Origin of the sequence: Klebsiella sp. C349492, from assembly GCF_042055345.1 — a bacterium.
Taxonomy (GTDB): domain Bacteria; phylum Pseudomonadota; class Gammaproteobacteria; order Enterobacterales; family Enterobacteriaceae; genus Klebsiella; species Klebsiella scottii.
On record NZ_JANQCE010000005.1, the window covers coordinates 62,429 to 83,945 of the forward strand.

General features: G+C 58.5%; 20 protein-coding genes and 2 pseudogenes. 7 read left to right on the forward strand and 15 right to left on the reverse strand.

Going from position 1 to position 21,517, the window contains the following annotated elements:
• Nucleotides 1-33: 33 nt before the first annotated feature.
• A complete protein-coding gene (gene actS / locus NWP14_RS18085; RefSeq protein ID WP_375215775.1) occupies nucleotides 34-753 on the reverse strand; it encodes an amidase activator ActS in 720 nt (239 codons plus the stop codon).
• 269 nt (nucleotides 754-1,022) lie between these two features.
• Between actS and idi the strand changes: the two genes are divergently transcribed.
• A complete protein-coding gene (gene idi / locus NWP14_RS18090) occupies nucleotides 1,023-1,574 on the forward strand; it encodes an isopentenyl-diphosphate Delta-isomerase (RefSeq protein ID WP_375215776.1) in 552 nt (183 codons plus the stop codon).
• 91 nt (nucleotides 1,575-1,665) lie between these two features.
• Here the strand turns inward: idi and lysS are convergent, their stop codons facing one another.
• From lysS to xerD, 5 genes are all read right to left on the reverse strand, one after another.
• Nucleotides 1,666-3,183, reverse strand: a complete 1,518-nt coding sequence (lysS, locus tag NWP14_RS18095; RefSeq protein WP_375215777.1) for a lysine--tRNA ligase — start codon at nucleotides 3,181-3,183, stop codon at nucleotides 1,666-1,668.
• A gap of 9 nt (nucleotides 3,184-3,192) precedes the next feature.
• A protein-coding gene (gene prfB / locus NWP14_RS18100; RefSeq protein WP_143350158.1) for a peptide chain release factor 2 occupies nucleotides 3,193-4,291 on the reverse strand; the annotation gives its coding sequence in 2 pieces (ribosomal slippage) (nucleotides 3,193-4,215 and nucleotides 4,217-4,291; 1,098 coding nt in all).
• A gap of 122 nt (nucleotides 4,292-4,413) precedes the next feature.
• Nucleotides 4,414-6,147: a single-stranded-DNA-specific exonuclease RecJ gene (gene recJ / locus NWP14_RS18105; protein WP_331834831.1), complete on the reverse strand. Its 1,734-nt coding sequence runs from the start codon at nucleotides 6,145-6,147 to the stop codon at nucleotides 4,414-4,416.
• Between the two features lie 5 nt (nucleotides 6,148-6,152).
• Complete coding sequence (gene dsbC, locus NWP14_RS18110; protein ID WP_095099199.1) at nucleotides 6,153-6,866, reverse strand: bifunctional protein-disulfide isomerase/oxidoreductase DsbC; 714 nt, start codon at nucleotides 6,864-6,866, stop codon at nucleotides 6,153-6,155.
• A gap of 23 nt (nucleotides 6,867-6,889) precedes the next feature.
• The gene (xerD, locus tag NWP14_RS18115; RefSeq protein WP_095099202.1) at nucleotides 6,890-7,786 is read right to left on the reverse strand and encodes a site-specific tyrosine recombinase XerD; all 897 of its coding nucleotides are present in this window, start codon (nucleotides 7,784-7,786) and stop codon (nucleotides 6,890-6,892) included.
• 158 nt (nucleotides 7,787-7,944) lie between these two features.
• Between xerD and fldB the strand changes: the two genes are divergently transcribed.
• The gene (gene fldB, locus NWP14_RS18120) at nucleotides 7,945-8,466 is read left to right on the forward strand and encodes a flavodoxin FldB (protein ID WP_095099209.1); all 522 of its coding nucleotides are present in this window, start codon (nucleotides 7,945-7,947) and stop codon (nucleotides 8,464-8,466) included.
• Between the two features lie 30 nt (nucleotides 8,467-8,496).
• Here the strand turns inward: fldB and NWP14_RS18125 are convergent, their stop codons facing one another.
• Entirely contained in the window at nucleotides 8,497-8,907 is a 411-nt protein-coding gene (locus tag NWP14_RS18125; RefSeq protein ID WP_095099212.1) for a protein YgfX, read from the reverse strand.
• Nucleotides 8,888-9,154: an FAD assembly factor SdhE gene (gene sdhE, locus NWP14_RS18130; protein ID WP_041147145.1), complete on the reverse strand. Its 267-nt coding sequence runs from the start codon at nucleotides 9,152-9,154 to the stop codon at nucleotides 8,888-8,890. The genes NWP14_RS18125 and sdhE overlap by 20 nt, the downstream gene beginning before the upstream one ends.
• Nucleotides 9,155-9,523: 369 nt before the next feature.
• On the opposite strand from sdhE, the gene ygfZ reads away from it, so the two are divergent.
• Complete coding sequence (gene ygfZ, locus NWP14_RS18135) at nucleotides 9,524-10,507, forward strand: tRNA-modifying protein YgfZ (RefSeq protein ID WP_095099216.1); 984 nt, start codon at nucleotides 9,524-9,526, stop codon at nucleotides 10,505-10,507.
• A 101-nt stretch (nucleotides 10,508-10,608) separates the two neighbouring features.
• Here ygfZ and NWP14_RS18140 read toward each other — a convergent pair whose 3' ends face one another.
• Together NWP14_RS18140 and yqfB are read right to left on the reverse strand one after the other, a co-directional pair.
• Nucleotides 10,609-11,268 carry a hemolysin III family protein gene (locus NWP14_RS18140; protein ID WP_095100095.1) on the reverse strand — a complete coding sequence of 220 codons (660 nt, stop codon included), beginning with the start codon at nucleotides 11,266-11,268 and terminating at the stop codon, nucleotides 10,609-10,611.
• Nucleotides 11,269-11,428: 160 nt separating this feature from the next.
• On the reverse strand, nucleotides 11,429-11,740 hold the full coding sequence (gene yqfB, locus NWP14_RS18145) for a N(4)-acetylcytidine aminohydrolase (protein ID WP_331834835.1): 312 nt from the start codon (nucleotides 11,738-11,740) through the stop codon (nucleotides 11,429-11,431).
• A gap of 49 nt (nucleotides 11,741-11,789) precedes the next feature.
• Between yqfB and NWP14_RS18150 the strand changes: the two genes are divergently transcribed.
• The 4 genes and pseudogenes from NWP14_RS18150 to NWP14_RS18165 form a co-directional block, all read left to right on the forward strand.
• Nucleotides 11,790-12,518: a MurR/RpiR family transcriptional regulator gene (locus NWP14_RS18150; RefSeq protein WP_095099220.1), complete on the forward strand. Its 729-nt coding sequence runs from the start codon at nucleotides 11,790-11,792 to the stop codon at nucleotides 12,516-12,518.
• A gap of 120 nt (nucleotides 12,519-12,638) precedes the next feature.
• Nucleotides 12,639-14,072 carry a 6-phospho-beta-glucosidase gene (locus tag NWP14_RS18155; RefSeq protein ID WP_095099227.1) on the forward strand — a complete coding sequence of 478 codons (1,434 nt, stop codon included), beginning with the start codon at nucleotides 12,639-12,641 and terminating at the stop codon, nucleotides 14,070-14,072.
• A 132-nt stretch (nucleotides 14,073-14,204) separates the two neighbouring features.
• Nucleotides 14,205-14,291: pseudogene (locus tag NWP14_RS18160) on the forward strand (copper resistance protein); the annotation flags it as partial.
• Nucleotides 14,287-14,478, forward strand: a pseudogene (locus NWP14_RS18165) (protein disulfide oxidoreductase); the annotation flags it as partial. The pseudogenes NWP14_RS18160 and NWP14_RS18165, both read left to right, overlap by 5 nt.
• 56 nt (nucleotides 14,479-14,534) lie before the next feature.
• Here NWP14_RS18165 and NWP14_RS18170 read toward each other — a convergent pair.
• The 5 genes from NWP14_RS18170 to ubiI all read right to left on the reverse strand — a co-directional run bounded on the left by NWP14_RS18170 (nucleotide 14,535) and on the right by ubiI (nucleotide 21,508).
• The gene (locus NWP14_RS18170; RefSeq protein ID WP_095099233.1) at nucleotides 14,535-15,278 is read right to left on the reverse strand and encodes an SDR family oxidoreductase; all 744 of its coding nucleotides are present in this window, start codon (nucleotides 15,276-15,278) and stop codon (nucleotides 14,535-14,537) included.
• 60 nt (nucleotides 15,279-15,338) lie between these two features.
• Nucleotides 15,339-18,212, reverse strand: coding sequence for an aminomethyl-transferring glycine dehydrogenase (gene gcvP, locus NWP14_RS18175; RefSeq protein WP_375215778.1), 2,874 nt, complete (start codon nucleotides 18,210-18,212; stop codon nucleotides 15,339-15,341).
• A 161-nt stretch (nucleotides 18,213-18,373) separates the two neighbouring features.
• Nucleotides 18,374-18,763 (reverse strand): glycine cleavage system protein GcvH, encoded by a 390-nt coding sequence (gene gcvH / locus NWP14_RS18180; protein WP_095099238.1) that lies wholly within the window; start codon nucleotides 18,761-18,763, stop codon nucleotides 18,374-18,376.
• A 23-nt stretch (nucleotides 18,764-18,786) separates the two neighbouring features.
• Nucleotides 18,787-19,881, reverse strand: coding sequence for a glycine cleavage system aminomethyltransferase GcvT (gene gcvT / locus NWP14_RS18185; RefSeq protein ID WP_375215779.1), 1,095 nt, complete (start codon nucleotides 19,879-19,881; stop codon nucleotides 18,787-18,789).
• A gap of 424 nt (nucleotides 19,882-20,305) precedes the next feature.
• Nucleotides 20,306-21,508, reverse strand: coding sequence for an FAD-dependent 2-octaprenylphenol hydroxylase (gene ubiI / locus NWP14_RS18190; protein ID WP_375215780.1), 1,203 nt, complete (start codon nucleotides 21,506-21,508; stop codon nucleotides 20,306-20,308).
• Between the last annotated feature and the right edge of the window lie 9 nt (nucleotides 21,509-21,517).

Here is a 21,517-nt window from a genome sequence, read left to right on the forward strand (position 1 = left end):
CTGAACCATGCTAACTGCTGATAAAATAACCCGTTAGCACTTAGGCTTACTGCCCTGCGGCGGTAAATAGCGCTGCGGATCGATGGCCGTTGCCCGGTAGCGTATCTGGAAGTGCAGACGCACGGAGTCGGCATCGGTGCTGCCCATCGTGGCGATCTGCTGGCCTATCTTCACGCTCTGGCCGTTATTGACCATCATTTTATCGTTATGCGCATAGGCGCTGATGTAATCATCGCTGTGCTTAATCATGATCAGATTACCGTAGCCGCGCAGCTGGCTGCCGACGTACACCACCTTCCCCGTTCCGGCCGCATACACCGGCTGGCCGCGCGTACCGGCGATATCAATTCCCTTATTGCCACCATCGTTTGAGGAATAAGGCAGGATGACCTTACCGCTGGTCGGCCAGCGCCAGCAGCGCTGCCCTACCGGCGGCCACGATACCGGCGGCAGGGCAGCCGGCGGCTTAGCCGCAGCGGTGCGGGTCGCGCTGCTTTTCTTAGCGGCCTTTCCGGCGCTCGCTCCCGACGCGCTGTTCAGCTTCAGGCGCTGTCCCACTTCAATGGTATAAGGCGGCGAAAGATTATTCAGCCGGGCCAGATCTTTGACGCTGGTGCCGGTGGTGCGGGAAATGCGGTACAGCGTATCACCGCGTTTGACGGTATAGGCGGAACCAGAATCAGATGAACTGGAGCATCCGGCAATCACCAGGCTGCTAACCAACATCATCGTGATATAAAAGCGTTTTCTCATCAGGCGTCCTGCACTCAACACAAACTCTCACCTCGTCAGAATGGACGAATATCATACCAGCCCATAGCCGGATCCCCAATCGATACGCCTCTTATCCTTAAGGATTAAACGCCCGGCGGAGAGCGGCCAATATAGCGCCTTCCCGCCGTCCGCGAGGAGCCTGGGCTTGTTTTGATAATGCCTTTCGTCCGCAAATGATCTACCCTAACGGCCTGAGTACATGGCCCGGCGGGTTTGTACCGGGTCATTTTTTATTTTCAGGAGTCGTCATGACCGGGGAACACGTCATTTTGCTGGACGAACAGGATAAGCCAGCCGGCATGCTGGAAAAGTATGCCGCTCACACCTTAGATACCCCACTACACCTCGCGTTTTCCTGCTGGCTGTTTGATGAACGGGGCCAGCTGCTGGTCACCCGGCGTTCGCTGGAGAAGAAAGCCTGGCCGGGCGTGTGGACCAATTCGGTCTGCGGGCACCCTCAGGAGGGCGAAACGTTCGAGCAGGCCGTCACGCGGCGCAGCCGCTTTGAGCTCGGCATCGAAATTACCGGCATCGCGCCGGTCGCGCCTCGGTTCCGCTACCGGGCCGTCGCCCCCAACGGCATCGTCGAGAACGAAGTTTGCCCGGTATACGCCGCCCGCGTCACCGGCCCGCTGCGGCCGAATAGCGATGAGGTTATGGACTATCAATGGTGCAGGCTGGAGGATCTGCTAAACGCGCTGGCGATAACGCCGTGGGCCTTCAGCCCGTGGATGGTGCTGGAGGCCACGGATGAGGACGCCCGCGCGGCGCTGCAAAAATACGTTGCGTCACTGAGCTGAGCTTCGCCTCATACGGCCATCGCGCAGGATCGCGGCGCACCAATAAAAAACCCCGGCACGCAGGCCGGGGTTTTATCATTCGCGATCGGTCTTATTTAACCGGGCGCATTGCCGGGAACAGGATCACGTCGCGGATCGTATGGCTGTTGGTAAACAGCATCACCATGCGGTCGATACCAATGCCCAGGCCAGCGGTCGGCGGCAGGCCGTGCTCCAGCGCGGTCACGTAGTCTTCGTCGTAGAACATCGCTTCGTCGTCGCCGGCGGCTTTGGCGTTCACCTGATCGAGGAAACGCTGCGCCTGATCTTCAGCATCGTTCAGCTCGCTGAAGCCGTTACCGATTTCACGTCCGCCGATGAAGAACTCAAAGCGGTCGGTGATTTCCGGGTTGTTGTCGTTACGACGCGCCAGCGGAGAAACCTCAGCCGGGTACTCGGTGATGAAGGTCGGCTGAATCAGGTGCGCTTCGGCCACTTCTTCAAAGATCTCGGTCACAACGCGGCCCAGACCCCAGCTCTTCTCAACCTTGACGCCGACGGCGGCGGCAATCGCTTTCGCAGAGTCGAAGTTATCCAGATCCGCCATCTCGGTTTCCGGACGGTATTTCTTGATAGCCTCGCGCATGGTCAGCTTTTCAAACGGCTTGCCGAAGTCAAAGGTCTGATCGCCATAAGGCACCGCGGTGTTGCCGAGAATATCCTGCGCCAGGGTACGGAACAGGGATTCGGTCAGCTCGATCAGATCCTTATAGTCCGCATACGCCATATAGAGTTCCATCATGGTGAACTCAGGGTTATGGCGTACGGAGATGCCTTCGTTACGGAAGTTACGGTTGATCTCGAACACGCGCTCGAAGCCGCCGACAACCAGACGCTTGAGGTACAGTTCCGGCGCGATACGCAGGTACATGTCCAGATCCAGCGCGTTGTGATGGGTGATGAACGGACGGGCGGAGGCGCCGCCTGGGATCACCTGCATCATCGGGGTTTCAACTTCCATAAAGCCGCGACCGACCATGAACTGGCGAATGCCGGCCAGGATCTGCGAGCGCACTTTGAAGGTGTGGCGGGATTCGTCGTTGGAGATCAGATCCAGGTAGCGCTGGCGATAGCGCGCTTCCTGATCCTGCAGGCCGTGGAATTTGTCCGGCAGCGGGCGCAGGGCTTTGGTCAGCAGACGCAACTCGGTGCAGTGGATAGACAGCTCGCCGGTTTTGGTTTTGAACAGCTTGCCGCGCGCGGCGATGATGTCGCCGAGGTCCCACTTTTTGAACTGCTCGTTGTAGACGCCTTCCGGCAGATCGTCACGCGCCACGTACAGCTGAATGCGGCCGCCGACGTCCTGCAGGGTCACGAAGGAGGCTTTACCCATGATACGACGGGTCATCATGCGGCCAGCCACCGAGACCTCAACGTTCAGCGCTTCCAGCTCTTCGTTTTCTTTCGCATCGAAGTCAGCGTGCAGTTGGTCAGAGGTATGGTCACGACGAAAATCGTTCGGGAACGGAATACCCTGCTCGCGCAGCGCAGCCAGCTTTTCACGACGGCTTTTCAGTTCATTATTAAGGTCAATTGCCGCGTCAGCGCCCTGTGCTTGTTGTTCAGACATGTTGGTTCCTCATAACCCTGCTTTCAGACTTGCTTCGATAAATTGATCCAGGCTGCCGTCAAGCACCGCCTGAGTGTTGCGGGTTTCCACCCCGGTGCGCAGATCTTTAATGCGGGAATCATCCAGCACGTAAGAACGGATCTGGCTGCCCCAGCCGATGTCCGATTTGGTATCTTCCATCGCCTGCTTCTCGGCATTTTTCTTCTGCATTTCCAGTTCATAAAGCTTGGCTTTCATCTGCTTCATGGCCTGGTCTTTGTTTTTGTGCTGTGAACGGTCGTTCTGGCACTGCGTAACTAACCCGCTTGGAATGTGGGTAATACGCACCGCGGATTCGGTACGGTTAACGTGCTGACCGCCCGCGCCGGAGGCACGGTAAACGTCAATACGCAGGTCCGCCGGGTTGATCTCGATGTCGATATCGTCATCGACTTCCGGGTAAACGAACGCGGAGCTGAAGGAGGTATGGCGACGGCCGCCGGAGTCGAACGGGCTCTTACGTACCAGGCGGTGAACGCCGGTTTCGGTACGCAGCCAGCCGTAGGCGTAATCGCCGATAATCTTGATGGTCACGGACTTGATGCCCGCCACTTCGCCTTCAGACTCTTCGATAATTTCGGTCTTAAAGCCGCGCGCTTCGGCCCAGCGCAGATACATGCGCGTCAGCATGCTGGCCCAGTCCTGCGCTTCGGTGCCGCCGGAGCCGGCCTGAATATCGAGGTAGCAATCGGCGCTGTCGTACTCACCGGAGAACATGCGGCGGAATTCAAGCTGAGCCAGCTTCTCGTCGAGCACGTTAAGCTCGGCGACGGCTTCGTTGAAGGTCTCTTCGTCTTCAGCTTCAACGGCCAGCTCCAGCAGGCCGGAAACATCTTCCAGGCCCTGGGACATCTGATCGAGGGTGTCAACGATGGCTTCCAGTGAAGAACGCTCTTTACCCAGCGCCTGTGCGCGCTCGGGTTCGTTCCACACGTCCGGCTGTTCCAGCTCGGCGTTTACTTCTTCCAGACGCTCTTTCTTAGCATCATAGTCAAAGATACCCCCTGAGAACGTCGGAGCGCTCCGTGAGGTCCTGAATACGGTTTTTTACCGGATTTATTTCAAACATGATCGATTTTCTTTTAATGGATTGGTCAAAATGCGGTGATAAGAGCGGAATTGTACCGGATCCCCGCTCTCTTTTATACACACTTCAGCCTTCAGGCGGCCTCTTTGTTGACGGTTTTTTCATCAGACCGGCCAAAGATGGTCAATGATAAGCTGCAGGCTGCGGTTGCCGCGAAACTCGTTGATATCGAGCTTATAGGCCAGAGTGACTTCGCGCACGCCGTTATCCGGCCAAATCGAGGTATCGACGTTAAAGGCAATCCCGTCCAGCAGCGGCCCGCCGCCAACCGGCTCGACCATCACCTTGAGGTGTCGCTCGCCCACCAGACGCTGCTGCAGCAGGCGGAAACGGCCGTCGAACAGCGGTTCCGGGAACATTTGCCCCCACGGCCCGGCCTCACGCAGCATCTGCGCCACCTCCATGCTCATCTCCCCGACGTCCAGCGGGCCGTCGGAAACCACCTCCCCCTGCAGCAGCGCGGGATCCAGCCACTCGGTCACCAGCTCGCCGAAGCGCTGCTGAAACTCCTCGAAGCGGGCCTCTTCCAGCGACAGCCCTGCCGCCATCGCGTGGCCGCCAAATTTGAGGATCAGCCCCGGGTTCAGCGTGTCGAGACGCTCCAGCGCATCGCGCATGTGCAGCCCCTGGATAGAGCGGCCGGAGCCTTTTAACAGCCCGTCGCCCGTCGGCGCGAAGGCGATAACCGGGCGGTGAAAACGCTCTTTAATTCGCGAGGCCAGGATACCGACCACGCCCTGATGCCACTGCGGGTGATACATCGCCAGCCCGCCCGGCAGCGCTTCACTGCTGCGTTCAAGCTGCTGGCACAGCGTGAGCGCTTCCGCCTGCATCCCCTGCTCAATCTCTTTGCGCGTCTGGTTCAAGGCATCCAGCTCGTTGGCCAGCACCCGCGCTTCGCCGGCGTTATCGCACAGCAGCAGCGCCACGCCGACCGACATATCGTCCAGCCTTCCCGCCGCGTTCAGCCGCGGGCCAAGGGCAAAGCCGAGATCGCTGGCCGCCAGCTTCTGCGGGTCGCGGTTGGCAATTTCCAGCAGCGCCTTAATCCCCGGACGGCACTTGCCCGCCCGAATGCGGCTCAGCCCCTGCCAGGTGAGGATGCGGTTATTAGCATCCAGCGGCACCACGTCAGCCACCGTTCCCAGCGCGACCAGATCCAGCAGCTCCGCGAGGTTAGGCGCGGCAATTCCCCGCGTTTCGAACCAGTTTTTATCGCGCAGGAAGGTGCGCAGCGCCAGCATCAGGTAAAACGCCACCCCGACTCCGGCCAGCGATTTTGACGGGAAGCCGCAGTCGCGCAGGTTCGGGTTGACGATAGCTTCCGCCGCCGGCAGCGTGTCGCCCGGCAGGTGGTGATCGGTAACCACCACCGGGATCCCCAGATCGTGCGCGCGATCGACGCCGCTATGCGAGGAGATGCCGTTGTCGACGGTCATAATCATCTGCGCGCCGCGGGCGTGGGCCTGATCGACCACTTCCGGGCTCAGACCGTAGCCATCTTCAAAACGGTTCGGTACCAGATAGGAGACGTTGCCGTAGCCCAGCGCGCGCAGCGCCAGCACGCTCAGGGCGGTGCTGGTGGCGCCATCAGCGTCAAAATCGCCGACGATCGTAATATGCAGATCCTGCTGGAATGCGTCGTAGAGCATCTCCACGGCTTTATCGATGCCGTTCAGCTGCGCCCACGGCAGCATGCCTTTAACGCCGCGCTCCAGTTCCTGCGCGCTGCGTACGCCGCGGCTCGCGTAGAGCCGCTGCAGCAGCGGCGAAAGGTCGGCGGGAAGCTCCGCGCCATCGGCCGCCTCACGGCGGCGCAGTTGTGTCTGTTGTTTCACGCGAATTATTTACCGCTGGTTTGTTTTTGATGCTCATCGAGGAAGGCTTTCAGCTCTTTCGGTCCCTGATAGCCCGGCAGCACGTAGCCGTTGCTCAATACCATTGCCGGCGTACCGTTGACGCCGAACTGCACGCCAAGCGTGTAGTGCTTGCTGATATCCACGCCGCAGCTGGCCGGCTGTACGCCTTTGCCGCCCATCGCGTCATCCAGGGCTTTGTTGCGATCTTTGGCGCACCAGATGGCCTGCATATCCTGCTCCGTCTGGCTCTGCAGCCCCTGGCGCGGGAAGGCCAGGTAACGAACGGTGATGCCCAGCGCGTTGTAGTCGCTCATCTCTTCATGCAGCTTGTGGCAGTAGCCGCAGGTGATATCGGTAAAGACGGTGATGACGTGTTTTTCCTGCGGCGCCTTATAGATAATCATCTCTTTTTCCAGCGCGTTCAGCTTACCCACCAGCAGCGAGTTAGTGACGTTAACCGGCTGGGCGCCGCTGACGTCATACATCGGTCCCTGAATTACGTGCTTACCGTCGTCGGTCACGTACAGCACGCCGCTGTCGGTCAGTACGGTGCTCATGCCGCTAACCGGCGAAGGCTGAATGTCCGTGCTCTGCACGCCCAGCTTGGCCAGCGACTGCTTGATCGTCGCGCTGTCGGCGTGCGCTGCGCCGGAGAGCGTTGCCGCCAGCAGGGTGAACATCAGTAAACCTTTTTTCATACTCAATCCTTTTTATTCAGCACTCACGCCCGCGGGTGGTGCTGTTGATGAAGTTGTCTCAGACGCTCGGTCGCCACGTGGGTGTAAATCTGCGTCGTCGAGAGATCGCTGTGTCCTAACAGCATCTGCACCACGCGTAGGTCAGCGCCATGATTTAGCAAATGCGTCGCAAACGCGTGACGTAAAACGTGCGGGGAGAGCTTCGCGCTGTCGATCCCCGCCAGCACCGCGTAGTGCTTAATTCGATACCAGAACGTCTGTCGGGTCATTTGCTGCGCGCGCTGGCTGGGAAAGAGCACATCGGAAGCTACGCCGTTCAGCAGCCAGGGACGTCCGTACTCAAGGTAGTTCTCAACCCACAGCACCGCCTCTTCGCCGAGCGGCACCAGCCGCTCTTTGTTGCCTTTCCCCACCACCCGCAGCACGCCCTGGCGCAGGCTAATATCGCTCATCGTCAGGCCCACCAGCTCCGAGACGCGCAGGCCGGTGGCATACAGCACCTCCAGCATGGCCTTGTCGCGCAGCTCCAGAGGCTGCTCCACCAGCGGCGCCTGCAGCAGGCGGTCCACCTGCGCTTCGCTGAGATCTTTCGGCAGACGCTGCGGCAGCTTTGGCGACGCCAGCAGCGCGCTGGGATCGTCGGTACGGATTTTTTCCCGATACAGATGCTGGAAAAAACGGCGCACCGCGCTTAGCAAACGCGCGGTGCTGGTGGCCTTATAGCCGCCGGTTTGCCTTTCGGCCAGCAGCGACTGGAGATCCTCCCCGCTGACGCTGACAAGCGTCAGCCCGCGATGATGCAGCCATTCCACGACCATCGTCAGGTCCCGACGGTAGGCGCTCAGCGTATTTTCCGCGAGGTTGCGCTCCAGCCACAGGGCATCAAGAAACTGTTCGATTTGTGCCAGATCCTGTTCCACATCGGCCTCTTTGCTCGTTAAATCGTCCCCAGTATACCCAAATAAGCCGCACGACTGGACAAAAACGGCGGCGACGGGCTGCCTGAAGTATGACGGGTATCATCACCTTTCTGGTAGACTAGACGCAAAGTCACAGCATGAATTGAGATGTTTACGCAATGAACATAGGCCTTTTTTACGGTTCCAGTACCTGCTACACCGAAATGGCTGCGGAGAAAATCCGCGATATTATCGGCCCTGAATTAGTGACCTTGCACAATCTGAAAGATGACTCCCCTGAGCTGATGACCCGCTACGACGTGCTGATCCTCGGCATCCCGACCTGGGATTTCGGCGAGATTCAGGAAGACTGGGAGGCTATCTGGCCGCAGCTCGGGACGCTGGATCTGCAGGATAAGATAGTGGCGCTGTACGGCATGGGCGACCAGCTGGGCTACGGCGAGTGGTTCCTCGACGCGCTGGGCATGCTGCACGACAGGCTGGCTACCCGGGGCGTGAAGTTTATCGGCTACTGGCCGACCGAAGGCTATGAGTTCACCAGCCAGAAGCCGATCGTCGCCGATGGCCAACTGTTCGTTGGCCTCGCGCTCGATGAAACGAACCAGTATGACCTGAGCGACGATCGTATCCAGAGCTGGTGCGAGCAAATCCTTGGGGAAATGGCCGAACAGTTCGCCTGAGTTTAGCGGCGAGCCTGACGCGCCAGGCTCTTAGTCCTGCGCCGGTTTGTGCAACACCAGCCGGCGCAAATCGCGCCACTCCCTCGCATCCATGCTATCAGCCGCCACCCACAGGTGCTGGCTGCGACGCGTTTGCGTATGGCGCAGACGCAGCAGCATCCCGCTGTTGATCACCCACGGTATGCCGACGATCTCCCACTCCGCTTTTTGCCAGCGCAGTCGGGAATCGGTCATCAGCTTTATTTCTCCCTGGCAGGCGTGGATCCGTCGCTGGCTGCGTACGCAGTCAAACACCACCAGAGAGAGCAGCAGTAGCCATAGCGGGGTGTAGCTGAGCGGCCAGGGCATCAGCAGGACGATAGCCGCCACCACGCCGTGGAGCAGCAGCGAGAACCACTGCGAACGCCAGGAAATGCGTAAATCAGATTGCCACAGGACCACGTTCCCGATTCCGAGTCTGGATTAATTTTACCATCCGCTGCAGCTGCGCGTCGGAGGGTTCGCCGTGATTCATCAGCCAGTTGAACAGATCCGGGTCGTCGTTTTCTAACAACCGGATGAACAGCAGCTTGTCTTCATCGCTGAGCGTATCGTACTCATACTCGAAAAACGGCATGATGGAGATGTCGAGTTCACGCATACCCCGGCGGCATGCCCAGTGGATGCGGGCTTTGTTAGTAATGTCCATGTTATCCTTCCAGCGTAAAGGGATATACCCGTCATACTTCAAGTTGCATGTGCGTTAGCCGCGTTCGTTCCCCCCAGTCACTTACCCGAGTAAGCTCCTGGGGACTCGCTCACTTGCCGCCTTCCTGCAACTCGAATTATTTAGGCTATAGGTTAGTTTAACCCGTTTTTAGCTCTTACTTTACAGCATTATCGAGAAGCGCGAGCAGCATTCCACAAAAACCGTAAATTTATTATGGTTTTATCCATTTCCTTCGTTCGCCTCCTTACGTCCTTAGGGCACAAATGGCCTGCCGAAAGCGCTTGCATTGCACCATAGCTCTTTTACCATTAGTCATTCACTCTGCGTTAAGCTATTCAGGACATGACTATGGCTTTTACACCTTTTCCTCCACGTCAGCCCTCTTCTTCCGCGCGGCTGCCGTTAACGCTGATGACCCTGGATGACTGGGCGCTGGCGACAATCACCGGTCAGGATGCGGAGAAATATCTGCAGGGGCAGATCACCGCTGATGTCAGCGCGCTGACTGACGATCGCCACCTGCTGGCCGCGCACTGTGACGCCAAGGGTAAAATGTGGAGCAACCTGCGCGTGTTTCACCGCGACGGTGGCTTCGCGTGGATTGAGCGCCGCAGCCTGCGCGACGCGCAGCTGACCGAACTGAAAAAGTACGCGGTGTTCTCTAAAGTGACCATCGCCGCGGATGATGAACACGTCCTGCTGGGCGTCGCCGGTTTCCAGGCCCGCGCCGCGCTGGCTCCGCTGTTCAGCGAACTGCCGAATGCCGATAAGCAGGTGGTTACCGACGGCGCGACCAGCCTGCTGTGGTTTGCGCATCCGGCGGAACGTTTCCTGCTGGTTACCGACGCTGAGACCGCCATCCGGGTGACCGAAGCCCTGCGCAGCGATGCGCAGCTGAATAATAGCCAGCAGTGGCTGGCGCTGAATATTGAAGCGGGTTTGCCGGTCATCGATAGCGCCAACAGCGCGCAGTTTCTGCCGCAGGCCACCAACCTGCAGGCGCTGGGCGGCATCAGCTTTAAAAAAGGCTGCTATACCGGGCAGGAGATGGTCGCCCGGGCAAAATTCCGCGGAGCCAACAAGCGGGCGCTGTGGTCTCTAACCGGGAAAGCCAGCCGCGTTCCGCAGGCCGGGGAAGATCTTGAGCTGCAGATGGGCGAGAACTGGCGCCGAACCGGCACCGTGCTGGCCGCCGTACAGTTAGATGATGGTCATCTGCTGGTACAGGTGGTGATGAATAACGACATGGAGGCGGACAGCGTGTTCCGCGTACGCGATGATGCCGGAACGTTAAGCATCACCCCGCTGCCGTACTCGCTGGAAGAAGAGTAGCTTTCCGTTCGCGGATAATGGCGCCAGCGCTCTGCGCTGACGCTACTATCCACGCGACCCACGCGACAAAACCTTCGCCGCGCCCGGGCAGGCTGAGTTATTTAAACCTGCCCGACGTACAGATAGATCGCCAGAAAGTGACAAACGCTGCCGCCGAGAACAAAGCCGTGCCAGATGGCATGGTTGTAGGGTATCCGCTTGCAGACGTAGAAGATAACCCCCAGCGAATAGACGATCCCCCCGACCGCCAGCAGCGTCACCCCGCCAACCGCTAGCTTAATCGCCAGCTGATAAACCACGATTAGCGACAGCCAGCCCATCGTCAGATAGGTGACCAGAGACAGAATTTTAAAGCGGTGCGCGATGGTCAGCTTAAACAAGATCCCCAGCAGCGCCAGGCTCCAGATAACGATCATCAGGCCACGCGAGAGCGGCGAGTTGAGCCCCACCAGCAGAAAAGGAGTATAGGTACCCGCAATCAGCAGATAAATGGCGCAGTGGTCGAATTTTTTCAACCATAGCTTCGCCCGCTGATGCGGAACCGCGTGATAAAGCGTAGAGGCGAGGAACAGCAAAATCATGCTGCCGCCGTAGAGGCTGTAGCTGGTAATCGCCATAGCGCTGGCGTTAGCGTCCACCGCCTGCACCAGCAGCAGCACCAGGCCAACGATACCAAACACCAGCCCAATCCCGTGACTGATGCTGTTGGCAATTTCCTCTGCCAGAGAATATCCCTGGGTGATTAATGGTTTGCGAACCATATTTGACTCCGAAAACGTGAAAGCTTTCAACGCTCACCTAGGGTAACTGAGAATGATTCCAGTGAACACCTGTTAGCTAAAATAAAACGATGAATATTTGTAAGTAGTTTAAAATCATAACGTTACATCAAAATTTCACCTAACAGTCGTTCGCTATTTATCAAAGCAGTTTGAATTCAATGACATAAAACTGGTCTTCATCCGGGTAGATCTCCGCGATGACCTGCCGCAGCTGCGCAAGGGTCATATTTTCCTGCTGCGCGTGCCGTTCGCTCAGCGTCGCCAGGGTTACCGTTGAGGTTGCGGCCACGCTAATCGTGCAAAAATAGCCGTCATCTTCATAGCGCCCGACGCGCAGCACGTCCCCGACTTTGAAATGCGACTCCGCGGCATTGCGGATGGTGATCGTTTTGCGGCCGCTAAGGATGTCGTCCTGAAAGCGCTGAAAAAAGGTTATGTCATTCGGCTGCATGATATAATTCCGTCCTGGTCATTCTGAATTGTGAGTTATTACTGTGAGTATGTTCTCCCACGCCGCTATTGCCAGTCTCAATAATCTTGAGATGATGGTCTACCACTACGTCATTAAGAATCGTGACAAAGTGATGTATATGACCATCCGCGAGCTGGCGGAAGCCGCCGGCGTTTCCACCACCACCGTGCTGCGTTTCTGCCGCAAGCTGCAGTGTGAGGGGTACTCAGAGTTTCGCATACGCTTTAAATTATATCTGGAGCAGAATGAGCCTCAACAGGCAAATATCGGCGCCAGCGAAATTATGAGCTTTTTTAAAAGCGTCAATAACGATGAATTTGATGATTTACTCGAACGCGCTGTGGATATTATCCTCGCCTCAGAGCGTATTATTTTCGTCGGTGCCGGAACCTCCGGCGCGCTGGCGAAATATGGCGCACGGTTCTTCTCCAACGTCGGGAAATTCAGCAACCATATCGACGATCCCTATTTTCCGGTGACTAACGATATGGCGCGCAACGCGCTGGCAATCGTCCTCTCCGTTTCCGGTGAAACCGAAGAGATCCTGCGCTTTGCCGGCCAGTTCAGCCTGCATCGCTGTAAAGTGATGTCGATAACCAGCCACGAACACTCGCGGCTGGCGAAGCTGGCTGATTTCAACCTCTCCTGGCACATACCGCAAACGCGCATCGGCGGCGTCTACGATATTACGACGCAAATTCCGGTTATTTATATTCTTGAAAGTCTGGGGCGTAAATTAGCCCGCAAAATAGCCTGAAAATAACACCCTGTTTTTTCGATGTAACATATTCCAGGCGCGGGAAATTGTTATATCGTGACATTTATATGCTCTTTGCTAGACTCGAAAACAACGAAACATCAGACGAGATTAGCAACAATGAAAAAAATACCTTTAGCGAAAGATTTTTTATGGGGCGGCGCGGTCGCGGCGCACCAGGTGGAAGGCGGCTGGAATAAAGACGGCAAAGGCCCGAGCATTTGCGACGTGCTGACCGGCGGCGCCCACGGCGTGCCGCGCGAGATTACCCACCAGGTAGAACCGGGTAAATATTACCCGAACCACGAAGCCATTGATTTCCACGGCCGCTACAAAGAAGACATCAAGCTGTTCGCCGAGATGGGCTTCAAATGTTTCCGCACCTCCATCGCCTGGACCCGCATCTTCCCGCTCGGCGACGAAACTCAGCCGAACGAAGAGGGGCTGAAATTCTATGACGACATGTTCGATGAGCTGCTGAAGTACAACATCGAACCGGTTATCACCCTCTCCCACTTTGAAATGCCCCTGCACCTCGTGCAGCAGTACGGCGGCTGGACGAACCGTAAAGTCGTCGATTTCTTCGTGCGCTTTGCCGAAGTGGTCTTCGAGCGCTATAAGCACAAAGTGAAATACTGGATGACCTTTAACGAGATCAACAACCAGCGTAACTGGCGTGCGCCGCTGTTCGGCTACTGCTGCTCAGGCGTGGTCTATACCGAGCATGAAAACCCGGAAGAGACCATGTACCAGGTGCTGCACCATCAGTTCGTGGCCAGCGCGCTGGCGGTGAAGGCGGCGCGACGCATCAACCCGGAGATGCAGGTTGGCTGCATGCTAGCGATGGTCGCCCTCTACCCGTTCTCCTGCAAGCCGGAAGACGTGATGTTCGCTCAGGAGTCGATGCGCGAACGCTACGTCTTCACCGACGTGCAGCTGCGCGGCTACTACCCAACCTACGTGCTGAACGAGTGGGAGCGACGCGGCTTCAGCATCAGGATGGAAGAGGGCGATGAGCAGATCCTGCGCGAAGGCACCTGCGACTACCTCGGCTTCAGCTACTACATGACCAACGCGGTGAAGGCCGAAGGCGGCAGCGGCGATGCCATTTCCGGCTTTGAAGGCAGCGTACCGAACCCGCACGTTAAGGCCTCCGACTGGGGCTGGCAGATTGACCCGGTGGGCCTGCGCTACTCGCTGTGCGAGCTGTACGAACGCTATCAGAAGCCGCTGTTTATCGTTGAAAACGGCTTTGGCGCCTATGACAAGGTAGAAGAGGACGGCAGCATCAACGATGACTACCGCATCGACTACCTGCGCGCCCACGTTGAAGAGATGATAAAAGCGGTCACTTACGATGGCGTCGAGCTGATGGGCTACACCCCGTGGGGCTGCATCGATTGCGTCTCCTTCACTACCGGCCAGTACAGCAAGCGCTACGGCTTTATCTACGTCAATAAGCACGATGACGGTACCGGCGATATGTCCCGCTCGCGTAAGAAGAGCTTCAACTGGTATAAAGAAGTGATTGCCAGCAACGGCGAAAAGCTCTGATTTCATGCTCTGCCTCCTCCTCTCCCCCTGCCGGGAGAGGAGTCACGCCCCGCCCGGACACGTCGTTACAGCTTCGCATTGCCAAAACGCTTCCACCTGCGAAGATAGGCCATGTGAATAACTGAGGCGATCATGATTAAGCGACAGCGAAAAGCCATTCTTCTTGTAGTCCTTGCCTGTCTGGTGGTGCTGGTATGCGCAGCGTATGGCGGGGCTGGAGAGGTGGCTGGCGCGCAAAAAAATGGCGCTGCCGACGGTTAACGACCCCGACGGGCGGCTTTCAGGCCAGCGGGACGTGCAGGTCACGCCAGCCCTGGAGGTGATTTCTCGCGGCGAGGTGAAATCCATCGCCACCGGCTGGAGCAGCGGCTGGGGAGTGCGCCTGCGGCTATGGCTGGCGTCATAACCTCATGAACCCGGGCAAAGCGCAGGCCGCCGCTCGTATTGCGCACTGGCCGGAGGTTATTTTCCTCCGGCCAGCTCAAGGAAGCTGCCGGTCACGTAGGAAGCTTTATCGCTCAGCAGCCAGGCGATCGCCTGGGCGACCTCTTCCGGCTGCCCGCCGCGCTGCATCGGCAGCGCCGCTTTCACCCGCTCTACGCGCCCCGGCTCGCCGCCGGAGGCGTGCATGTCGGTATAGATAAACCCCGGACGCACGCCGTTAACGCGAATGCCCTGCGCCGCCACCTCCAGCGACAGGCCGGTGGTCAGCGTATCGACCGCCCCTTTCGACGCGGCGTAATCAACGTATTCCCCCGGTGAGCCCAGACGCGCCGCCGCCGAAGAGACGTTGACGATGGCCCCGCCCTTGCCGCCGTGACGGTGCGACATCCGCTTCACCGCCTCGCGACAGCAGAGGAAATAGCCGGTGACGTTGGTGCTCAGCACCCGATTAATCCGCTCGGCGGTCAGGTCTTCAACAGAACTCTGCGTAAACAGAATACCGGCATTATTCACCAGCGCGCCCAGGGGTTCGCCAAGGCGGTCGATGCCGGCAAACATCGCCATCACCTGCGCTTCGTCGCTGATATCCGCGCGCAGCGCGATAGCCTTGCCGCCTTGGGCAATAATCTCATTCACCACTTCCGTCGCCGCGCTCACGTTGTGATGATAATTCACCGCCACGGTATAGCCTTCCTGCGCCAACAGCAGCGCCGTCGCCCTGCCAATTCCGCGGCTCGCGCCGCTAATCAGTGCTACCGTCATCGCATTCTCCCAAAAAATAAAGGCGCCGCAGCGCCTTTAAAAGATAGTCTAATCAGCTAATTACTGATATTCGCTCAGCGGAACGCAGGAGCAGAACAGGTTACGATCGCCGTAAACATCGTCCAGACGCTTCACCGTCGGCCAGTATTTGTTCGCCAGGCCTGCCGGGAACACCGCCAGCTCGCGGGTGTACGGATGGTCCCATTCGGCAACCAGCTCGCCCTGGGTGTGCGGGGCGTTAACCAGCGGGTTATCCGCCAGCGGCCACTCGCCCGCTTTCACGCGGTCGATCTCGCCGCGAATCGCCAGCATCGCCTCGATAAAACGGTCCAGCTCAACTTTGCTTTCCGATTCGGTCGGCTCAACCATCAGCGTACCGGCCACCGGGAAGGACATCGTCGGCGCATGGAAACCAAAGTCGATCAGACGCTTGGCAATATCCAGCTCGCTGATGCCGGTCTCTTCCTTCAGCGGACGAATATCCAGAATACATTCGTGCGCCACGCGACCGTCGCGGCCGGTATAGAGCACCGGGAAAGCCTCTTTCAGGCGCGTCGCAATGTAGTTAGCGTTGAGGATCGCCACCTGGCTGGCCTGCTTCAGCCCTTCCGCGCCCATCATGCGGATATACATCCAGCTGATAGGTAAAATAGAAGCGCTGCCGAACGGTGCCGCGGAAACCGCGCCCTGACGGGTCAGCATGCCTTCAATTTGCACCACGCTGTGGCCCGGCACGAACGGCGCCAGATGCGCCTTCACGCCGATTGGGCCCATGCCCGGGCCGCCGCCGCCGTGCGGGATGCAGAAGGTTTTATGCAGGTTGAGGTGCGACACGTCCGCGCCGATAAAGCCCGGAGAGGTGATCCCCACCTGAGCGTTCATGTTCGCGCCGTCGAGGTAAACCTGGCCGCCGAAGCGGTGCACAATCTCGCACACTTCGCGGATGGTCTCTTCGTAAACACCGTGCGTTGACGGGTAGGTCACCATGATGCAGGAGAGATTTTCCCCCGCCTGCTCCGCCTTGAGGCGCAGATCCGCGAGATCGATGTTGCCGTTTTTATCACAGGCCACCACCACTACCTGCATCCCTGCCATCTGCGCGGATGCCGGGTTGGTGCCGTGCGCCGAGCTTGGGATCAGGCAGATATCGCGATGGCCTTCATTGCGGCTTTCGTGGTAGTGGCGAATCGCCAGCAGGCCCGCATATTCCCCCTGGGCGCCGGAGTTCGGCTGCATGCAGACGGCGTCATAGCCGGTCAGCTTCACCAGCCAGTCGGAGAGCTGGGCGATCATCTGATGGTAGCCTTCCGCCTGTTCCGCCGGGCAGAACGGGTGCAGCTCGGCAAACTCAGGCCAGGTGATCGGGATCATTTCCGCCGCGGCGTTAAGCTTCATGGTGCAGGATCCCAGTGGGATCATCGCCTGATTCAGCGCCAGATCTTTACGCTCCAGCGAGTGCATGTAGCGCATCATCTCGGTTTCGCTGTGGTAGCGATTAAATACCGGGTGGGTCAGGATCGCATCGTCGCGCAGCATGCTGGCAGGGATCGAACGGCTGTCGAGCGCCACGTCTTTGTCCAGCGCATCGATATCCAGCCCGTGCGCGTCGCCAAGGATCGCGCGGAACAGGTTCAGCACATCCTGGCGGGTGGTCGCTTCATCAAGGGTGATGCCGACCGCGTTGTGAATGTCGCTGCGCAGGTTAATTTCCAGCGCCTCGGCGCGCGCCAGCACCGCGGCTTTGTCGGCAACGTCGACGCACAGGGTGTCAAAGTAGTGCGCGTGGCGCAGCTTGAGCCCTTTCTTCTGCAGGCCATCGGCCAGAATATCCGTCAGGCGATGGATGCGGCTGGCGATACGCTTCAGGCCAGCGGGTCCGTGGAAGACCGCATACAGGCTGGCGATGTTGGCCAGCAGCACCTGGGAAGTACAAATATTGGAGTTCGCTTTCTCGCGGCGGATATGCTGCTCGCGGGTCTGCATCGCCATGCGCAGCGCGGTGTTGCCGGCGGCATCTTTCGATACGCCGATAATACGGCCAGGCATGGAGCGTTTGAATTCATCTTTTGCTGCAAAGAAGGCCGCGTGCGGACCGCCGTAGCCCATCGGCACGCCGAAACGCTGGGCGGAGCCGAAGACGATATCGGCCCCCTGCTTGCCCGGAGCGGTCAGCAGCACCAGCGCCATAAAGTCGGCGGCGACGCTCACCACGACCTTGCGCGCTTTAAGCTCGGCAATCAGGCCTGAGTAATCGTGCACTTCGCCGGTAGTACCGACCTGCTGCAGCAGCACGCCGAAAACGTCCTGATGATCGAGCGCTTTTTCCGCGTCATCGACGATAACATCAAAGCCGAAGGTTTCCGCGCGAGTGCGCACTACGTCCAGCGTTTGCGGATGCACGTCGGCAGCCACAAAGAAGCGGTTCGCGTTCTTCAGCTTGCTGACGCGCTTCGCCATCGCCATCGCTTCTGCGCCGGCGGTTGCTTCATCCAGCAGCGAGGCGGAGGCGATATCCAGCCCGGTCAGATCGAGCGTGACCTGCTGGAAGTTCAGCAGCGATTCCAGGCGGCCCTGCGACACTTCCGGCTGATAAGGGGTATACGCGGTATACCAACCCGGGTTTTCCAGCATATTGCGCTGAATAACCGGCGGCAGCTGCACGGCGGTGTAGCCCATGCCGATGTAAGACTTAAAGCGCTTGTTACGCCCGGCGATCGCCTTCAGTTCCGCGAGAGCGGCGAATTCCGTCGTCGCATCGCCGACCTGCGGCGGCGTTGCCAGCTGAATATCCTGCGGCACAATCTGGCCAATCAGGGCGTTAAGCGAATCGGCGCCAACGGTTTTCAGCATCTCCTGCTGTTGCTGAGCATCCGGACCGATGTGACGTTCAATAAAGGCGCCGCGGTTTTCAAGCTGACCTACAGTCTGAGTCATGAGCGATGGTTCCTGAAACGTGCAGTGAATCGTAATTGTCTGACTGGTTCGCCCGGTGGAGCACTAATGCTCGCCGGGCTTTAATACGCAAAATCATTCACGCGGCGGGCAGCGACACCCCTGGTGCTGACAAAAGCCTGCGGCGTGAAGGATGGAGGTACTTACTCGTCTTCTAACAGCGCGGCGTAGGCCGTCGCGTCCAGCAGCGCCGCGACCTGAGCTTCATCACTGGCTTTGATTTTGAAAATCCAGCCAGCGGCGTACGGTTCGCTGTTAATCAGCTCCGGGGAGTCGTTCAGCTCTTCGTTCACCGCAAGGATCTCGCCGCTAATCGGGGCATAAATATCCGAGGCCGCTTTTACCGATTCCGCAACGGCGCAGTCATCGCCGGCGTCAACGGCCGTCCCGACTTCCGGCAGATCGACGAAAACCATATCGCCAAGCAGCTCCTGCGCGTGCTCGGTGATGCCAACGGTGTAGGTGCCGTCGGCTTCTTTGCGCAGCCATTCGTGTTCTTTACTGTATTTCAGTTCTGCTGGTACGTTGCTCATCAATTCATCTCCAAAAGGGGGAATCACGCAACGGCTTTGCCGTTACGAACAAAAACGGGTTTAGTCACTTTTACCGGCATTTCGCGGTTGCGGATCTGTACGACGGCCGTTTCACCGATGCCTGCCGGTACGCGTGCCAGTGCAATACTGTAGCCCAGCGTAGGGGAGAACGTCCCGCTGGTGATAATACCCTCTTGCTGATTACCGTCAGCGTCGGTAAAGCGCACCGGCAGACCGCCGCGCAGCACGCCCTTCTCGGTCATCACCAGGCCAACCAGCTGCTCGGTGCCTTTTTCACGCTGCAGCTCCAGCGCCTCACGACCAATAAAGTTGCGATCGGCAGGTTCCCAGGCAATGGTCCAGCCCATATTTGCCGACAGCGGGGAGACGCCTTCGTCCATCTCCTGGCCGTACAAATTCATCCCGGCTTCCAGACGCAGCGTATCGCGAGCGCCGAGGCCGCAGGGCTTCACGCCCGCGTCCAGCAGGCTGCGCCAGAAATCTGCGGCCTGCTCTTTCGGCAGCGCAATCTCATAGCCCGCCTCGCCGGTATAGCCGGTGGTGGCAATAAATAACTCCCCCGCCTGCACGCCAAAGAACGGCTTCATGCCTGCGACGGCCTGGCGCTGCTGCTCGTTAAACAGGGTGGCGGCTTTCTCTTTCGCCTGCGGCCCCTGAACGGCGATCAGCGCCAGATCGTCGCGCACGGTTATCTCCAGGCCATAAGGTTCAGCCTGCTGGCCGATCCAGGCGAGGTCTTTTTCGCGCGTCGCGGAGTTAACCACAAGGCGGAAATAGTCTTCCGTCAGGAAATAGACAATCAGGTCATCGATAACGCCCGCCGAAGCGGTCAGCATTCCGCTGTATAGCGCTTTGCCCGGGACGGTGAGCTTCGCCACATCGTTAGCCAGCAGATAGCGCAGGAACTCGCGAACCCGGCTACCGTGGAAGTCGACGATGGTCATGTGCGAGACGTCGAACATGCCGGCATCGCGGCGCACCGCGTGGTGCTCATCAATCTGGGAACCATAGTGCAGCGGCATCATCCAGCCGTGGAAGTCCACCATGCGAGCGCCGCACAGCGTGTGTTGTTCATACAACGGAGTCTGTTGAGCCATCTTTTCCTCGTCGAATAAAACGGAACCAGCTACTTTTTTTGGCGGCGATTTCGCCCCGCGAAATCCGGCATCGACGCCCTTCGCTGGCGCCGACGCAAACGTTACCTTTTGCCTGAACTTACCACCGAAACCGGCGTTAAACCATAAGGTAAATCAGGACATCACATTAGCTTATGACCAAATCTCGCCGAAAACTCTACAGAATTATTGACTGGCAAAAAGCGATTTATGCCACATAAAATTAACATAACAAAAGAACAAAGCAGGTGATGATGATATTTTATGCGAATAAACGGGCCTGATTTCTTTCACAAAAAAAGAGAGGCATTAATAAAACTAATGCGAAAAAACGGGTGAGATTAGATTATTTCAAATGAGAGGGGGAAACCCGGCGCGAGGGCCGGGAGAGAGAAGTGTGACGCGCTTAACGTAACCAGGCCGGAAGGTCGTTTAGCCCCATCGCCTGGCGGATCAGCTGCGGCTTCACGCCCGGCAGCGTATCGGCCAGCTTGAGACCGATATCGCGCAGCAGCTTCTTCGCCGGATGGCTGCCGGCAAACATTTCGCGAAAGCCCTGCATCCCCGCCAGCATCAGCGCGGCGCTGTGCTTGCGGCTGCGCTCATAGCGACGTAGATACAGATGCTGGCCAATATCCTTGCCCTGGGCATGCAGGCGCCGGACCTCATCGATAAGCTCTGCGGCATCCATAAAGCCCAGGTTCACCCCTTGCCCGGCCAGCGGGTGGATGGTGTGAGCGGCATCGCCAACCAGCGCCAGCCGATGGGCGGCAAACTGGCGCGCATAGCGGCCGGTGAGCGGGAACACTTCGCGCTCGCTCTCAAGCTGGCACAGGCCAAGGCGGTTATCGAAGGCAATACTCAGCGCCTGATTAAACGCCGCCTCATCCGCCTGCTGCATCTGCTCCGCTTCCTGCGGCGATAGCGACCAGACGATAGAGCACAGGTGCGGATCGCTGAGCGGCAGGAAGGCGAGGATACCGTCGCCGTGGAAGGCCTGGCGCGCAATAGCCTGATGCGGATCTGCGGTGCGGATAGTGGCCACCAGCGCGTGATGGCGATAGTCCCAGAAGGTCAGCGGAATATCGGCTTTGTTGCGCAACCAGGAGTTGGCGCCGTCGGCGCCGACCACCAGCCGGGCGGTCAGCATGCTGCCGTCCTGCAGGCTGAGAAACGCTTCGTTCTCACCCCATGCGACCTGCTGCAGCTGCGCCGGGGCCAGCAGCGTGACGTCAGAACAGCGCTGCGCCTTTTGCCACAGCGCGTGGTGAACGACCGCATTTTCAATAATGTGCCCGAGGTGGCTGAAGCCCAGGCTCTGGTCATCAAAGCTGATGCGGCCAAAGCTGTCTTTATCCCACACTTCCATACCGTGATAGCAGCTGGCGCGCCGGGCGATAATTGTTGGCCAGACGTCAAGCTTGCTCAGGAGCTTCTCGCTGGCGGCGTTAATCGCTGAGACCCGCAGCGCTGGCCGCGCATCGGCGCTCAACGGCTGTGGTTCAGCCTGCTCAAGTACGGCTACGCGCAGCCCGCTGCCCTGCAATCCGCAGGCCACCGCCAGCCCCACCATGCCACCGCCCACAATGGCCACATCAACACTTTGCACGTTCAACTC

Excerpts from the sequence above, each read along its gene's own strand:
- NWP14_RS18150 (WP_095099220.1), top strand. The coding sequence starts at position 11,790 with ATGTTCTCCCACGCCGCTATTGCCAGTCTCAATAATCTTGAGATGATG.
- NWP14_RS18155 (WP_095099227.1), top strand. The coding sequence starts at position 12,639 with ATGAAAAAAATACCTTTAGCGAAAGATTTTTTATGGGGCGGCGCGGTC.
- idi (WP_375215776.1), top strand. The coding sequence starts at position 1,023 with ATGACCGGGGAACACGTCATTTTGCTGGACGAACAGGATAAGCCAGCC.
- gcvT (WP_375215779.1), bottom strand. The coding sequence starts at position 19,881 with ATGGCTCAACAGACTCCGTTGTATGAACAACACACGCTGTGCGGCGCT.
- ygfZ (WP_095099216.1), top strand. The coding sequence starts at position 9,524 with ATGGCTTTTACACCTTTTCCTCCACGTCAGCCCTCTTCTTCCGCGCGG.
- gcvP (WP_375215778.1), bottom strand. The coding sequence starts at position 18,212 with ATGACTCAGACTGTAGGTCAGCTTGAAAACCGCGGCGCCTTTATTGAA.
- NWP14_RS18140 (WP_095100095.1), bottom strand. The coding sequence starts at position 11,268 with ATGGTTCGCAAACCATTAATCACCCAGGGATATTCTCTGGCAGAGGAA.
- gcvH (WP_095099238.1), bottom strand. The coding sequence starts at position 18,763 with ATGAGCAACGTACCAGCAGAACTGAAATACAGTAAAGAACACGAATGG.
- lysS (WP_375215777.1), bottom strand. The coding sequence starts at position 3,183 with ATGTCTGAACAACAAGCACAGGGCGCTGACGCGGCAATTGACCTTAAT.
- actS (WP_375215775.1), bottom strand. The coding sequence starts at position 753 with ATGAGAAAACGCTTTTATATCACGATGATGTTGGTTAGCAGCCTGGTG.
- dsbC (WP_095099199.1), bottom strand. The coding sequence starts at position 6,866 with ATGAAAAAAGGTTTACTGATGTTCACCCTGCTGGCGGCAACGCTCTCC.
- NWP14_RS18170 (WP_095099233.1), bottom strand. The coding sequence starts at position 15,278 with ATGACGGTAGCACTGATTAGCGGCGCGAGCCGCGGAATTGGCAGGGCG.
- sdhE (WP_041147145.1), bottom strand. The coding sequence starts at position 9,154 with ATGGACATTACTAACAAAGCCCGCATCCACTGGGCATGCCGCCGGGGT.
- fldB (WP_095099209.1), top strand. The coding sequence starts at position 7,945 with ATGAACATAGGCCTTTTTTACGGTTCCAGTACCTGCTACACCGAAATG.
- yqfB (WP_331834835.1), bottom strand. The coding sequence starts at position 11,740 with ATGCAGCCGAATGACATAACCTTTTTTCAGCGCTTTCAGGACGACATC.